17 protein-coding genes are annotated in these 14,223 nt (G+C 36.1%); 6 read left to right on the top strand and 11 right to left on the bottom strand.

Annotated elements, in window-relative coordinates; genetic code table 11:
* Positions 1–20 precede the first annotated feature (20 nt).
* The 3 genes from BN990_RS14050 to BN990_RS14060 all read right to left on the bottom strand — a co-directional run bounded on the left by BN990_RS14050 (position 21) and on the right by BN990_RS14060 (position 908).
* Positions 21–278, bottom strand: coding sequence for a hypothetical protein (locus BN990_RS14050; RefSeq protein ID WP_021292300.1), 258 nt, complete (start codon positions 276–278; stop codon positions 21–23).
* Between the two features lie 82 nt (positions 279–360).
* The gene (locus tag BN990_RS14055; RefSeq protein ID WP_021292299.1) at positions 361–564 is read right to left on the bottom strand and encodes a hypothetical protein; all 204 of its coding nucleotides are present in this window, start codon (positions 562–564) and stop codon (positions 361–363) included.
* 59 nt (positions 565–623) lie between these two features.
* On the bottom strand, positions 624–908 hold the full coding sequence (locus BN990_RS14060) for a hypothetical protein (protein WP_021292298.1): 285 nt from the start codon (positions 906–908) through the stop codon (positions 624–626).
* A gap of 228 nt (positions 909–1,136) precedes the next feature.
* On the opposite strand from BN990_RS14060, the gene BN990_RS14065 reads away from it, so the two are divergent.
* Positions 1,137–1,595, top strand: a complete 459-nt coding sequence (locus BN990_RS14065) for a CotY/CotZ family spore coat protein (RefSeq protein ID WP_021292297.1) — start codon at positions 1,137–1,139, stop codon at positions 1,593–1,595.
* A 138-nt stretch (positions 1,596–1,733) separates the two neighbouring features.
* On the opposite strand, the gene BN990_RS14070 is transcribed toward BN990_RS14065, so the two are convergent.
* Entirely contained in the window at positions 1,734–2,204 is a 471-nt protein-coding gene (locus BN990_RS14070; protein ID WP_038245619.1) for a CotO family spore coat protein, read from the bottom strand.
* A 401-nt stretch (positions 2,205–2,605) separates the two neighbouring features.
* A complete protein-coding gene (gene mgtE, locus BN990_RS14075; RefSeq protein ID WP_021292295.1) occupies positions 2,606–3,991 on the bottom strand; it encodes a magnesium transporter in 1,386 nt (461 codons plus the stop codon).
* 180 nt (positions 3,992–4,171) lie between these two features.
* Here mgtE and prpE point away from each other — a divergent pair, with 180 nt between their 5' ends.
* Positions 4,172–4,912 carry a bis(5'-nucleosyl)-tetraphosphatase PrpE gene (prpE, locus tag BN990_RS14080; RefSeq protein ID WP_021292294.1) on the top strand — a complete coding sequence of 247 codons (741 nt, stop codon included), beginning with the start codon at positions 4,172–4,174 and terminating at the stop codon, positions 4,910–4,912.
* On the opposite strand, the gene BN990_RS14085 is transcribed toward prpE, so the two are convergent.
* Genes BN990_RS14085 through BN990_RS14095 form a run of 3 tightly spaced genes read right to left on the bottom strand, consistent with a single transcriptional unit; the run spans position 4,896 to position 7,265 of the window.
* Entirely contained in the window at positions 4,896–5,777 is an 882-nt protein-coding gene (locus BN990_RS14085) for an RluA family pseudouridine synthase (RefSeq protein WP_038245620.1), read from the bottom strand. The two genes, prpE and BN990_RS14085, sit on opposite strands and share 17 nt — an antisense overlap.
* Positions 5,778–5,803: 26 nt before the next feature.
* Positions 5,804–6,607 (bottom strand): NAD kinase, encoded by an 804-nt coding sequence (locus tag BN990_RS14090; RefSeq protein ID WP_021292292.1) that lies wholly within the window; start codon positions 6,605–6,607, stop codon positions 5,804–5,806.
* 49 nt (positions 6,608–6,656) lie between these two features.
* A complete protein-coding gene (locus BN990_RS14095; RefSeq protein WP_021292291.1) occupies positions 6,657–7,265 on the bottom strand; it encodes a GTP pyrophosphokinase in 609 nt (202 codons plus the stop codon).
* A 145-nt stretch (positions 7,266–7,410) separates the two neighbouring features.
* On the opposite strand from BN990_RS14095, the gene BN990_RS14100 reads away from it, so the two are divergent.
* The 4 genes from BN990_RS14100 (at position 7,411) to BN990_RS14115 (ending at position 9,965) form a co-directional block, all read left to right on the top strand.
* Positions 7,411–7,977, top strand: coding sequence for a CYTH domain-containing protein (locus tag BN990_RS14100; protein WP_021292290.1), 567 nt, complete (start codon positions 7,411–7,413; stop codon positions 7,975–7,977).
* A gap of 194 nt (positions 7,978–8,171) precedes the next feature.
* Positions 8,172–8,552, top strand: a complete 381-nt coding sequence (locus BN990_RS14105; RefSeq protein WP_021292289.1) for a globin domain-containing protein — start codon at positions 8,172–8,174, stop codon at positions 8,550–8,552.
* 17 nt (positions 8,553–8,569) lie between these two features.
* Positions 8,570–9,460 (top strand): ClpXP adapter SpxH family protein, encoded by an 891-nt coding sequence (locus BN990_RS14110; protein WP_051739210.1) that lies wholly within the window; start codon positions 8,570–8,572, stop codon positions 9,458–9,460.
* Between the two features lie 325 nt (positions 9,461–9,785).
* Positions 9,786–9,965, top strand: a complete 180-nt coding sequence (locus tag BN990_RS14115; RefSeq protein ID WP_021292287.1) for a hypothetical protein — start codon at positions 9,786–9,788, stop codon at positions 9,963–9,965.
* 48 nt (positions 9,966–10,013) lie between these two features.
* Here BN990_RS14115 and pepF read toward each other — a convergent pair whose 3' ends face one another.
* The 3 genes from pepF to mecA all read right to left on the bottom strand — a co-directional run bounded on the left by pepF (position 10,014) and on the right by mecA (position 14,180).
* Positions 10,014–11,825, bottom strand: coding sequence for an oligoendopeptidase F (gene pepF, locus BN990_RS14120; protein ID WP_038245621.1), 1,812 nt, complete (start codon positions 11,823–11,825; stop codon positions 10,014–10,016).
* 134 nt (positions 11,826–11,959) lie between these two features.
* Complete coding sequence (locus tag BN990_RS14125) at positions 11,960–13,135, bottom strand: competence protein CoiA (protein ID WP_038245622.1); 1,176 nt, start codon at positions 13,133–13,135, stop codon at positions 11,960–11,962.
* A gap of 358 nt (positions 13,136–13,493) precedes the next feature.
* The gene (gene mecA, locus BN990_RS14135; protein ID WP_021292283.1) at positions 13,494–14,180 is read right to left on the bottom strand and encodes an adaptor protein MecA; all 687 of its coding nucleotides are present in this window, start codon (positions 14,178–14,180) and stop codon (positions 13,494–13,496) included.
* Between the last annotated feature and the right edge of the window lie 43 nt (positions 14,181–14,223).

Raw genomic sequence — 14,223 nt, forward strand, 5'->3', positions numbered from 1 at the left:
CTAAGCATCAATTGGTATTATTAGATGGTTCTGTTAATTCGTCTTCCCTTTCCCGTTAATGAGGCAAATATGTTTTCACTAGCTTTAACAGGTGTAATAAGATAACGATCATAACCAGCTGGATAGAATCGTTCATACTGCTTGGATAACTGCTGATGTTGTTGTTCAAGCATTACTTTAAAAGGACGTTCAATATGAAATGCGTTTTCATCTGTTGTAGCAGTTCTACGGTGATATTGTTGATATTGATAATGCTGAATTGGCAAAATATACCCCATCACCATCAGCTCCTTTTTATACCATTCGTCTGAAAATTTTGTTTACGACTATTCATATACCCTTTTTCTCAAAAAGTTAATCCTACTCTTCCATCTTTTTTTCTAATTCTTTTATTAGATCTTCAACATTTGTAATCATTGATAAAAAGTCACTATTCCATTGGTCCATTTCTTCCTCAAAAGCTTTCACCTTTTTTTCAGGAAACTGAAGCCACTTTTCGTTTTTTCCTAAATGCTTCTCAATTGCATGAAAATGTCTCATCCATTCTGGTTCTGAAATTTTCATATTATCCCCCTCAGAGACAAAAAAGCAGCTTAATACAGCTGCTTCAAACCCCCAATTATTTAAAACAAAGAGAATGGTCCCCGTTTCCTATCGTCATGGTCGTCACGTTCTTCCTCCCTACGATCATCTTCATGATGCTGTTCTTCACTGCTACTTTCAAACTCTTTATCTTCATGTTCTTCCCTATCTTCCTCGTTCATCGGACGTCTTCCTAAAAATGGATCCCTTCGATGACGAGGTGGGCGGGGCTGAGGTCTTGACTCTCGAGATGGTTCAATTCTAACATTATCCGCCTTTATAACAAGATCCTTCACATGGATTACCTGTTTCTTACCTTCCGACATTCACTTTCACTCCTTCTATACATATGATCGTTATTAGTCTATGTATGTATGCCGATGAGGTATAGACATCCGCCCGGAATTTAGCAAAAATACAGTATACATGCCCCACAGGATAAATATCACGAATCAATCTCAATAATTAGTGTGAGCGCCCACACAATCCTTATAAACGCACATATTCTATTAAGGACAAATGAGTCAATTCCAATTCGAAAGGAGAAATAATTCATGGGTTGTGGAAAAGATTTTGATACAGGTAACTGTGTATGTGATATTTTAAAAGAAATTGTAGAGGCACAAAATGATATCGTTGAGAATTGCTGTGACTCAAGTTGCGAACAATCCATTCATGATTTGTTGGGAGACAATGATAACGGGAATGGTCTTGATACAGTACCAGTAATACTTTATTGCAAAGGGGACTGCAAACCTTTCAAAGGATTCGGTGCTCACCCAAGCGATATCGGCGATGTAGTTGGAAGCTTTTTCTTCCGAGTTAAGAAAATAACCGATGATTGCTGCGCAGTTCTAGAACTATTAAGAGATCCAGAAGATGAATATGCATGTCCTAAAGATCCTTGTGACCAAGAAACAGATCCACTTTGCGCAACAGGCATCTGTATCACTGCTGACTTAAACTGCTTCTGTCACGTAACTTGCTTACCAGCAATTAATGCACTAAACTAATTGCATAAACAAAACACTGGGGTGGCTTCACCTCAGTGTTTTTTTATCAATTTTATAGTTAGAGAACATAGGACACCAATCATATAAAATAAACGAAAACCGCCGGTACAACCACCGGCGGATACTTTCAATATAACATTAAAATCCTAGTAATCTTATATGCTTTATATCATCAAGTGAAACCTTTGTACTTGATGATCGATTTCCGACTCTTATATACACATAATTGCCTTCCGAACCCGTAATGACTCCACGAAAAGTTCTTTCTTCTGTTTTAATTTCACAGCGTAGTTTTGGTGCATAGCTTGGAGAATTAACAAAATAGTCCACTTTTTCTTCAATGGACATATCCTTGAATTTTGTTTGTTTCGTTTCCTCTTTTGGATCATTATTTCGTTTCACTTCATTTTGTTCATCAAATGCCGGATGCCTTCCCCCTTTTTTAACGACTTCTTGAGTTCCTTTATTATCGAAGTTTTCTACTTTTTCATTTCCTGTTTCTTTTTTGTTTTTAGGGGTTACATACATATGCTGCATAGGCGCTTGCAAATCGACTTCCTTAGGTTGATGAATAAAAAGCAATGGGTTTTTTGCGTACTTCTTTCCCATCCTTTATCTCTCCTCCTTCCAGTCTTCCTCAAACCATTATATGAACCCATTTTTGGAAATGTGTTGCCCCTACTAATTTTCTTTGTTTATTTTAATATCTAAAAAAATAGCGAGATTAAAATAATCAAAAAAAAGAGCGATAAATCTCGAATACATATAACAAAGACTATGCGGTTTAGTTCAGCTTGTAGAGAAGCCTCGCAGATTTGCCTTGGAAGTTCCTTTAACACAGAAAAAGACTTCAACCTGGATAGGTGAAGGATAGATAAGGCTTGGAATCGTGCACATTTTCCAAAGTGACATGAACATCTGTGAGAATATTATGTTTCAAATTTGTTGTTTTAGTGTCAGAACTAAAATAAGGCTGTCGAGTATTTCTCCTCGACAGCCTTACGAAAACACTATTGAATCAGAAACCCCATAAAAGCAGTTGCCATACCAAAATAGATGAGAATAGAGATAATATCGTTAATCGTTGTAATGAACGGTCCTGATGCAACAGCTGGATCAATCTTCATACGATCCATAAGCATAGGTACAAGTGCTCCCGCTAATGTAGCGACTAACAAAGTAGCAGCAATCGAAATACCAACGAGTAACCCTAAATAAATATCATCTTTCCATAAATAAATCACAATGGTTATAACAATGCCACATACAATACCATTGATTAGGCCTGTACAAGCTTCTCGCATTACTAATTTCCACTTTCCTTGCTTTCCATAGTCTCCATTTGCTAGACCTCGGACAGCAACAGCTAAGGCTTGCGTACCTGTATTACCGGCCATCCCCGCAATTAATGGAATAAAAATAGCTAGTACTGCGACTTGATTAAGTGTTTCTTCAAAGCGGCCAATTAGGCTTGCAGTAAACATCCCTAAAAACAAGAGGATAACGAGCCATGGTAGTCGTTTACGAGCGGAAACAAATGCATTATCATCTGGTTTATCCATGTCGGAGACCCCGGCTAATTTCGAATAATCTTCACTCGCTTCTTCTTCCATAACATCCAAAATATCATCAACTGTAATGATTCCTAGTAAATGGTCTTGAAAATCAACAACAGGCAAAGCGAGGAAATCATAATCCCGCATCATTTGGGCAACTTCCTCTTGGTCTTTGCCTACTGAGACAGCTACAATCTTCTCACTCATAATATCTTCAATTAACGTCTCTTCATCTGCTACAATTAAATCCCTTAACGAAAGTACACCAACTAACCGTTTTTCTTCGTCCAGTACATATAAATAATAAATAGTCTCAGCATCCGGCGCTTCTTCTTTTAAAGCTTGCATCGTTTGTTTGGCCATGTAATTTTTATACGTAGCTACAAACTCTGTCGTCATAATACTTCCAGCAGTTTTTTCTTCATAATGGAGTAATTGTTTAATTTCTTCTGCCGATTCTTTCTCCATAATCGTTAAAAAACTGGCAACTTGATCCTTCTCTAACTCATTAAGTATATCCACTGCATTATCGGCAGACATCTCAGCTAACACCATCGATGCAAATCGTGGATCCATCTCACCCATCAGAACTTGCGTATCCTCTTCATTCATGCTTTCCATGATGTCTCCGACTTCTTCTGGTGATAAATAGGTATAGATTTGTAGACGTGCTTCCTTTTCCTGCTCCATGAAAAATATGGCTTGATCATAGGGATGCATATCAAGAAACTCGCTACGAAATCCTTCCATATGATCTTGTGCCAGCGCTTGCTGTAATTTCTCCCAATGATGCTCATACTGTACTTCATACTCTTTATCAAAACGATTATTGGATTCCATATGATCACATCCTTCTTCTTCCCTATCTTAAAGTTTACCCGTCGCATGTACAATCAAACAAAGTTACTTGGATTATGGTAGTTCCTTTTATATAATATAGTACAATTCCGTTCAAAGGCAGACGATAATTCCCGCAACATATCATATCCAAAAAAAAGATACAAATCAAGGAGCGATTTGATGAAAATTGATGTAATCGGCGATGTACATGGCTGTTTAGAGGAACTAGAACGTTTATTCCAAAAACTAGGATATACTAAAGTCCATTCAAATTTCACTCACCCTGATGGACGTATTCCTGTTTTTGTTGGTGATATAACCGATCGTGGACCGCACTCTATAGATGTTATCAACCTTGTTTATCAAATGGTAATTGCAAATCAGAATGCCTTGTATGTACCAGGAAACCATTGCAATAAGTTATACCGTTATTTTTCAGGCAATCCCGTTCAACAGCGCCATGGATTAGAAACGACAGTTGCAGAATATGAAAAGCTTACTTCCTATCAACAAGACACCGTTCGTTCTCAATTTATGCATCTATATGAACAAGCGCCACTTTATTTACAGCTTCCTCAAGCAAATGCAATTATTGCCCATGCAGGAATAAAGCAAGCGTACATTGGCAGAACCGATAAACAAGTGAAATCCTTTGTTTTGTATGGAGACACTACTGGAGAAATACATCCCGATGGGCGACCAATTCGTCGGGATTGGGCACAGGAATATTACGGAGGTACTTGGATTATATATGGACACACGCCTGTTCTACAGCCACGTATTGTTCATCAGACCATTAATATTGATACAGGATGTGTATTTGGCAATAAACTAACAGCATTTCGTCTTCCAGAGGAAAAAATAACGTCCGTCCCATCGAAGCAACCGTTTATCGAAGAAAAGTTTACTTATTTTGCATAATTGCGGTCATATCAGCTGGCATGTTGGCAGAAAAGTAGAAAGGTTCCTTCGTAATAGGATGGTTAAAAGATAGTTGATAACAATGTAAAGCCTGACGATCGATGAATTGTTTACTCCCACCATACAACGTATCACCACAAAGGGGATGACCAATACCTGAGAAATGAACACGGATTTGATGCGTCCTGCCCGTTTCTAGTCGAACATCAGCTAATGCGAATGCATCCGCTTGTTTCTCTACTAAATAATGGGTTATAGCTGATTTTCCATCCATTCTAATTTCCCGTTCAATAATGGATCCTGGTTTTCTACCAATAGGTTTATTTATCGTTCCCTTTTTTTGTTCCATTTTCCCTTGAACAATTGCTTGATAATGCCGCTTCACTTCCCCCATTTTTTGCGATTCAGCCAATATGGAGTGACTGTATCGATGTTTAGCAACAAGCATTAATCCAGATGTATCACGATCTAACCTTGTCACAATATGAATCGTAAAGTGAATATCCTGCTTGCTATAATGAGCCAATAAGCCATTAGCAACGGTTCCGGTCGGATGATGAAGCGAAGGAATAACAGCCATACCAGCAGCTTTATTAATAACTATAATATCTGCATCTTCATACATAATGGCTAAATCAAGCTGTTCTGGCTGCATATGATTGCCGTGTTGTTCTTCTGGCAAAATGACAGTAAGCTTATCTCCTGCTACTAAAGAATAACGCACCGTCTGCGTCTTTCCATTTACCATAATTCTTCCACCATCAAATTTGATGGATTTTACAATCCTACGCGAAAATCCTTGTTCTTCGCGTAAGAATTCACGTATAAGCATTCCTTCATGTGCCTTCTTAATCGTCCATTCCATATACTTTTTCTTCTCTTTCTATTCTGCTAATTATTATCATCTGAAACGAATGATTCTCTTACTCGATTCCAAAATGGAAACTGACGAAATCTCGCGAATCGAATTCGTTCTTCTGCAACACGACATTGAATTGATTTTACATTTGTATAATTGGTGGTGAAGTGATCAATTGCGATCAAAAAGCTGCGATCAACAATTGGCTTTAATAAACATGTATGATGTTTCGGTAAAATTAACGGAGAGCCAATTGTACGAAAAACTCGATTATTTATTGAGGCCATCTCTGTTAATTGAATAGCATCGAGAGAAGGATGGATAATTCCACCGCCTAATGCTTTATTATAAGCTGTACTGCCGGAAGGAGTGGAAACACAAAGTCCGTCCCCTCGAAAGGTTTCAAAATGTTCTCCTTTAATCTCCACATCAAAAACAACAGATCCATCGGCAGTTTTTATGGTCGCTTCATTAAGCGCAAGGAAGCGATCCTCACTACCTCCTGATTTTGCACGAATCGTAACTTCCAATAAAGGATACTCAACAATTTGAAAAGGTGTTTTAGCAATTTCTATTATTAATTTTTCTACTTCGTCCGGTACCCAGTCTGCATAAAAACCTAAATGTCCAGTATGTACCCCAATAAAGGCTGTCTCATTAAGTCGATGTACATAGGAGTGGAATGCTTCTAAAAAAGTCCCATCTCCTCCTACAGATATTACAAGGTCCGGTTCAACTTCATTATATTCTAATTGAAAATCAGTTAAATATTGCTTCATTGTAGCCATAATTTGTTCGGAGCGATTATCTCCTTTTGATACAATTGCGAACTTCATGCTTTTCCCCCTTCCATTACCTATGATTTCCCTATCTTCCAATCACATTCTATTTTCTGTGAAATATACGTTGCGCTTCTTGTACCTCATGTTTGATCATTGACATTTCTTCATCTAATTTAAAAGCAGCCTCAGCTGCCTTTTGCAATCGTTCCTTTATATCAGCAGGTATACTTCCTTTATATTTATAATTTAACGAGTGTTCATTTGTCGCCCAAAAATTCATAGCTAATGTACGAATTTGTATCTCAGCTAGCAATTTCTTCATCCCATCAATGGTCTCGACAGGATATTCAATTATAAGATGATATGAGCGATATCCACTATCTTTTTTCTTAGAGACATAGTCCTTCTCCTCCACAATCAATAAATCTTTCCTTGCACGAATCATTTCAACAATCGCATATATATCATCCACAAATTGGCATACCACTCTCACTCCAGCTATATCTTGGATTTCCGTATCAATGTTTTCAAGTGGAATTTTTCTATTTTCTGCTTTTTCTAAGATGCTTGGTACTGGCTTCACACGGCCAGTAATAAATTCGATAGGTGAATGTTCGGATTCATATTCAAATTGTTTTCGTATTCCTTTTAATTTAACTTTTAATTCTTCTACCACTTGCGCGTATGGGGCAAGCATTGATTTCCAGTTCACATTCGACACCACCTAATTGAAATCATCTTATGTATGAAGCATCTATTATTGTATCATAGAATCGTTCAATGACTAATCTTTGCAAAATAATTACAAATTCGCGATAATCGGTAATAGCCTAATTTTTTTTATGTGGAGGGTCACGATGGGACAAGAAATAGAAATTGAGTTTAAAAATTTATTAACACAAAAAGAATATCATCGATTATTGAATCAAATACCTTTTCCTGCATATAGTGATACTCAAACCAATTATTATTTTGAAACAAAGGATTTGGCTTTGCAAGAGTTAGGCTGTGCACTGCGAATTAGAGAGAAAAATGGTTATTATCGTCTAACATTAAAAGAACCGCATGAACACGGACTTTTAGAAACACATGATTTTTTAACAAAAAACGAAGCACTGCAAAGTATTAACGGAACTATTTTGAAGAAAGAAGATACAGCTACTCAACTAGAACAATTAGGAATTTCTGTTGATTCACTCGTATGCTATGGAAGTTTATCAACCGAACGACGCGAGGTTCAAAGAGAGGATATTCTTTTAGTACTGGATTATAGTACGTACAATGGGAAATCGGATTATGAACTAGAATTGGAAGCTACATCGACCGAGAACGGAAAAGCAAAATTCAATGAATTGCTGTCTAAATATAAAATACCGAAACGGGAAACACCGAATAAGATTAAACGTTTTTTTACTAGTTTATAAAATCATTATAAAATATTCAGACTAGGATATTTAAATCATTTATTTATTTGCATTAATATTGTGGGGAAGGTGCATCTGGCAGTAACTGAATTACAACTATCAGGACTTTCAGCCCAGCCTTTCTAATCAGATTATTTGCCCAGTAACCATTACGTTGCTACAATATATAGAAACAAACAAGGGGAAAGATAACAATGAAACAGACTGGAACAATGTTTGAAGCAATTGGTGGATTTACTACGATTGAAAAGCTTGTTCATGCTTTTTATAAGCGCGTAGGAAACCATCCCGATTTAATTCCAATCTTTCCAGAAGACTTAACAGAGACAATCCACAAACAGAAACTTTTTCTCACCCAATTCTTTGGGGGACCTTCACTATACGCTGAAGAACGAGGGCATCCAATGTTACGTAGAAGACATTTACCTTTTGAAATTACACCTACACGCAGGGATGCTTGGCTTGATTGTATGGCACATGCACTAGTAGAAGCAGAAATCGATGAACCTTATCGCACAGCTATATTTGAGAAATTAACCTTAACTGCGAACCACATGATGAACACGCCAGAATAGGAGAAAGGAGAATCGGTGTGAATTGGGAACATTCTGGAGTTGAATCCATCTATCAATCAAACACATCTGAAAAATATAGCTTTAATCTTGTTCAAAAACCAATTGAGATTTACGTTTTTGTAGATCCGTTATGTCCTGAATGCTGGTCATTGGAGCCATTCCTAAAAAAATTATCGATGGAATATGGGCGTTTCTTCACAATCAGACCGATTATAAGTGGTCACTTAAACACACTTAACAAAGATCAATTTGACCGCCCCAGAAAAATTAAAGATATATGGGAAAAAACTTCAAAACGAACAGGTATGTGTTGTGATGGTGATTTATGGCTAGAAAACCCAGTCTCATTTCCTTGGATCGCATCCTTGGCAATTAAAGCTGCAGAGTTACAGGGCAAAAAATCTGGAAGGATTTTCCTTCGTAAAGTTCAAGAGAGTGCATTTCTATATAAACAAGATATTTCGGACGAAGAAATACTTTATTCTTGTGCAAAAGCTGCTAACTTAGATATTGAGGAATTTTCAACAGACCTTTATTCTTCATCGGCAAAGAAAGCATTTCAATGTGATTTGAAATTAACACAAGAAATGGAAGTAGATTACATTCCCACCATTGTGTTTTTTAATCAAGTAACGGAGGAACAAGGTATTAAAATCTCTGGTCTTTATCCATATGATATTTATGTACGTGTACTAAGAGAAATTTTAGAGAAGCAACCTATTCCTTCGGAAAAACCGACATTGGAACATTTTCTCTCCGTTTTTAAAACAGTTAGCACAAAAGAAATTGCTGTTGTATATGATTGGTCCATAGCAAAGGCCGAAAAAGAAATGAAAAAACTTCAATTAAAACAAAAAGTAGAGAGAATTCCAGTAAAGTACGGTGATTTTTGGAAATATGAAGATTAATTCAAAGCCTTATTTGAGGCTTTTTTTATTTTCCTAAGAATAACAATTCTATGTTTCACGTTTACTTGCCGCATGGATAAAAAAGAAGGATATACGGGGCAGCGTATATCCTTCTAGTCTCTCTTTGTAATAACAAAGGGGGATGGGAGAAAGTTTCATGATCAAACAAAGGGGTTTTTGTTTGTATTTAACTTACAATAATAATATACCAAGTTATTTTTTGAGATTCAAGTAGTATGTTCATGATTTCACAAAAATGTCACTTCTAAATGAATAACGACATTCATAAGCTATACTAGCATTCTTTCTGATAAGAGGTGATTAAGTGCAACATTTTGTTCAACCATTCCTATTCTTACTAATGACTGCTTTTGCTTTCTTTCTAAATATTCTAGGTTTAATGCAAGTTATCCCTTTATATATAACCTTACCACTTTTATTTGTATCGATCTATTTGACCATTTATTCGTTTACAAACAAACGTTTATACCGTGGCATGCGTTAAAAAAGCAGGATAACCTTATAGAGGTCATCCTGCTTTTATTATTGGAGATTACTCTGCAAGCAATTGCTCCATTTGTGTTAGTTTTTCTTCAAATACATCAAGAGCATCTAGAATCACTTGCTTTTGTGTCATATCGACACCAGCTTTTTTCAAGACTTCAATTGGGTAATCACTGCTTCCCGCTTTCAAGAAATCAATATAACGCTCTACCGCACCTTCTTTTTCATCTAAAATCTGGCTTGCTAGCGCTGTAGCAGCTGAATAACCTGTAGCATACTGATATACATAATAATTGTAATAGAAATGGGGAATTCTTGCCCATTCTAAGCCAATTTCTTCATCTGAGACAACTTCTTCTCCAAAATATTTTTTATTTAAATCATAATAAATTTCCGTTAACTTCTCAGCCGTTAATGCTTCTCCTTCTTGTTGCTTTACATGAATCACATGTTCAAACTCAGCAAACATGGTTTGACGGAATACAGTACCTCTAAACCCTTCAAGAAAATGGTTGAGTAAATATAGCTTTTGTTTCTCATCATCTAGATTATTTAGTAAATAATCATTTAGTAAGGCCTCATTACACGTTGAAGCAACTTCAGCTACGAAGATCGAATAATTTCCATAGCGAAATGGTTGGTTTTCCCTCGTGTAATAACTATGAATGGAATGACCAAGCTCATGGGCTAATGTAAACATATCATTTACGTTATCCTGCCAATTCAATAGAATATATGGATTCGTACCATATGCTCCAGAAGAATAAGCACCGCTGCGTTTACCTTTGTTTTCCTCTACGTCTATCCAACGGTTCTGATAACCTTCCTTGACTTTTGACAAGTACTCGTCACCTAATGGCTTCAACCCGTCTAATACATATTGCTGTGCTTTTTCATAAGTAATCTCCATATCTACATCTTTAACAAGCGGTGTGTACAAATCATACATATGAAGCTCATCTAAGCCTAAAACTTTCTTACGCAGATTCACATAACGATGAAGTAATGGCAAACGTTCATTTACTGCTTCGACCAAATTATCGTGTACTTGCTCTGGAATATGATTATCATCCAATGCGGATTGTCTTGCTGAATCATAGTTTCTAACCTTGGCAACGAAATTATCTTTTTTAATGTTTCCGCTTAATGTTGAAGCAAAGGTGTTCTGAAATTTACCATATGTTTGATAAACAGCCTTAAACGCAGCTTCCCGTACATTGCGGTCTTTCGACTCTAAGAAACGAATATAACGACCATGTGTCACATCCACTTCTTCTCCATTTTCATCCTTTATGGAAGGGAACGTGAGATCTGCGTCATTTAGCATGCTAAATGTTTGCGATGGCGCAGATAAAGGCTCAGATGCTTCTGCTAAAATTGCTTCTTCTCGCTCACTTAGAATATGTGGACGTTGCCTGGTAATCTCATCTAATGTCTTTTGATAATCCTGTAATCCCTTCTCTTCTTCTAAAAAACGATTTAGTTTTTCTTCATCAATGGATAGTATCTCCGGAACAATAAAACTCATCTTACTTGATGCTACAGTTAATACACTCTCAGCCTGTGCGTTTAACCGTTGATAAAAAGAATTGGTTGTATCTTGGTCATAACGCATATGCGCATATGTAAACAGCTTTCCTAATCGTTGAGAAAGCTTATCTTGGAGTTTTAGAAGTTCATATAAAGTCGTAGCTGATTCAGATAATGTCCCTTGGTATTTTTCTATCTCCGGAATATCTGCTTGTAAACTCTTTAATTCTGATTCCCATGCATCATCCGTTTCGAATATATCTTCGAGTTTCCATGTGGATTCCACCGGAATTTCTTCTCGTTTTGGTAACTCTTTTTTTGCTTTTGCCAAAGCTAATTCCTCCTTTTTCTATCATTTACTACTACTTCTTGATAATGGCATTAAAATCCTGTAAATAGCAAACAAAATCTTCTTTTTTGAAACATCTATTATTTAGTATAGCTTATTCTTTCTAAAACATGCTCTTATTTTGCATTCATCAACTGCTTTAAGAGTATTCGATCTGCGTTGATTGCTTGTTCTAGATTTGCATGGAAGATAATGTTCTTTTGCTTTTTGTACAAAGATAAATTGTATTGCTTTATGATTCCAAGCTTACAAAGAAGTTGTAAATATTGATTAATTGGGTCTTTTACTTGATAAATAAGCGGAAAATCCTTTTTTGAGTAATGATCCTCCGATTGAAATAAATCATTAATGCGAGAACGTTCAAGGTAGGAACCGACCGAAATTTTTACTAAATACTCCATGACCAATTTACTCTGCCAAATCCAAAGAGGAGTTTTCATGAAGTATTGAGATTCTACTGGTAAGTGTATGATTGAGGGGAGGTATATAATAGAAGTTTGGTTACGATATAACCACTGCTGCCAAAGATGGCCAAGTCTTGAAACATGGATTGGCTTTGTTCGAAATTTTTCTTTTTCACGCATCCACAAGCTAAGTAATTCTTGATCTGCAAGTAATTTTTCACGGAACAGGTCGACTATGGTTGTTTTCATTAGTTGTCTTACCCTGAATTTTGCTATAGCAGATCGTTTATTGATAATAAATACATGTTGAGCAATTACAAACTGTTTCGTATCGGGGCAAAAGAAGAAGAGCTTATTAGAAGTAGAAGAAGGAAACTGATGCATCATTGATAATAAAAAAGGAGAAATACGAAGCGTTGTTGCTGTTATTCTTTTCAATTGGTTAGCTCCAATAATCCAAATAGGTTGGATACCACTAGATTGATACCCTTTACTTCTATTATTTATTACCTCTTTTGGAATCGTCGCGCATTGGAATTCAATTGCTATTTGTTTGTTTCCGATCTCTACCAACATATCAGGACGCTGCTTAATTAGGGAAAGATATGGTTCTAGCTTTACATCTAGCTGTTGCTTCTCTAACCATTGATATATCATTAACTTACCTTGTTCATGATATTCCCCTTCCCCACCTTCTATTGAGAAACATTTTGCATTAGCATGATGAGCGAAGTGAGGAATTACCTCTGTTCCTGCACGAATACGTACTTCTGAATGACAAACAGGACAATAGTACTTCTGATTGCTCGCTTTTAATTTCTGAATGGCTGCATGTGATTTTGCAGCGATTATTATTTGATCGCCTTGATGGGTAATCGCTTGCAACATAAAAAAACACCTCCGTCTGAATAATTTCGACAGAGGTTAGTTATTTCCTTTATTCCTTTTGCGAGATGTCATATAAGAAGTTAACATAAAAAATAATGCTAGGAAAATAAATGATATGGGAAGATAATGATCTCGCCATTGAAATGGATCACCTATTCGCTGAACAAATAAGAAAATGCCAAAAATGAAAAATAGAATACCTGCAACACAATACACCTTACCGTATAAGGGAAGATTCTTCATAAGTTCACCTCATTTTCTCCATTTTATCAAAATTGTTGATAAAAGAAAGGCTGAAGCAGAAACTTAGAAGTCAATATAATGGATAAATAAAAAGACACCCTTTCATAAAGAGTGTCTATACTTGTACCGGGAAATGTGATCTAATTTGAACAAATGTATCGTTCACAAAAATCTTTTTCCCATATTCTTCTAGCAAATGGAATGTAATATCCGAATCATTACCAAATTCAAATACTTTACTTATAATGTCTTCTTGCTCTTTTTCATCAAGCTCTTCTTCTGAGAATTCCATATATAAATAATACTTATCGTTATAATGATATAGTGTTTCTTTTGTACCTTCATGATTTTCTCTAAAGTAATGGCTTAATTGAATAACATCTTCAAAGTCACTAAAATCAGCAATAATCCACAATTTATCTTCTTCATCTTCCTGTTCTGTCTCTTCATCATCATGTTTACCGAATTTATCTTCTAACATATTTTCAATTTTCTTATCTACAGGAAAGTCAACGGTATTTCCATCCTCCGTCTGTAGTTCGATATTTTCTCCATTCTTAGAGATTTGGGCTTTTGTAACAATGATTTCTAGCCCTTTTTCTAATGCTTGGACTTGTATCCATAATGGACCTTCCACATTGAAATCTTCCTTATAATTAACTTCGTCCATCATTTGCCAGAACAATTGCTCGCTTCTTTCACGGTTATACCAAATTTCTTCACGTTCAAAACCGCGATCTTCAATATCAATATATGAAATGTAGAACTTTATCGTATTCTCATTAATTCTTTCAATTTCCATTACGTTTTCTCCCCCTTCTTTTTAGGTAGGTGGAAGATTAGCT

Origin of the sequence: Virgibacillus salexigens (genome assembly GCF_000723585.1) — a bacterium.
In the GTDB taxonomy this organism is placed as follows: domain Bacteria; phylum Bacillota; class Bacilli; order Bacillales; family Amphibacillaceae; genus Virgibacillus; species Virgibacillus salexigens.

Excerpts from the sequence above, each read along its gene's own strand:
- BN990_RS14105 (WP_021292289.1), top strand. The coding sequence starts at position 8,172 with ATGAAACAGACTGGAACAATGTTTGAAGCAATTGGTGGATTTACTACG.
- BN990_RS14100 (WP_021292290.1), top strand. The coding sequence starts at position 7,411 with ATGGGACAAGAAATAGAAATTGAGTTTAAAAATTTATTAACACAAAAA.
- BN990_RS14125 (WP_038245622.1), bottom strand. The coding sequence starts at position 13,135 with ATGTTGCAAGCGATTACCCATCAAGGCGATCAAATAATAATCGCTGCA.
- BN990_RS14055 (WP_021292299.1), bottom strand. The coding sequence starts at position 564 with ATGAAAATTTCAGAACCAGAATGGATGAGACATTTTCATGCAATTGAG.
- BN990_RS14060 (WP_021292298.1), bottom strand. The coding sequence starts at position 908 with ATGTCGGAAGGTAAGAAACAGGTAATCCATGTGAAGGATCTTGTTATA.
- BN990_RS14065 (WP_021292297.1), top strand. The coding sequence starts at position 1,137 with ATGGGTTGTGGAAAAGATTTTGATACAGGTAACTGTGTATGTGATATT.
- BN990_RS14085 (WP_038245620.1), bottom strand. The coding sequence starts at position 5,777 with ATGGAATGGACGATTAAGAAGGCACATGAAGGAATGCTTATACGTGAA.
- prpE (WP_021292294.1), top strand. The coding sequence starts at position 4,172 with ATGAAAATTGATGTAATCGGCGATGTACATGGCTGTTTAGAGGAACTA.
- mgtE (WP_021292295.1), bottom strand. The coding sequence starts at position 3,991 with ATGGAATCCAATAATCGTTTTGATAAAGAGTATGAAGTACAGTATGAG.
- BN990_RS14070 (WP_038245619.1), bottom strand. The coding sequence starts at position 2,204 with ATGGGAAAGAAGTACGCAAAAAACCCATTGCTTTTTATTCATCAACCT.
- mecA (WP_021292283.1), bottom strand. The coding sequence starts at position 14,180 with ATGGAAATTGAAAGAATTAATGAGAATACGATAAAGTTCTACATTTCA.
- BN990_RS14090 (WP_021292292.1), bottom strand. The coding sequence starts at position 6,607 with ATGAAGTTCGCAATTGTATCAAAAGGAGATAATCGCTCCGAACAAATT.
- BN990_RS14050 (WP_021292300.1), bottom strand. The coding sequence starts at position 278 with ATGGGGTATATTTTGCCAATTCAGCATTATCAATATCAACAATATCAC.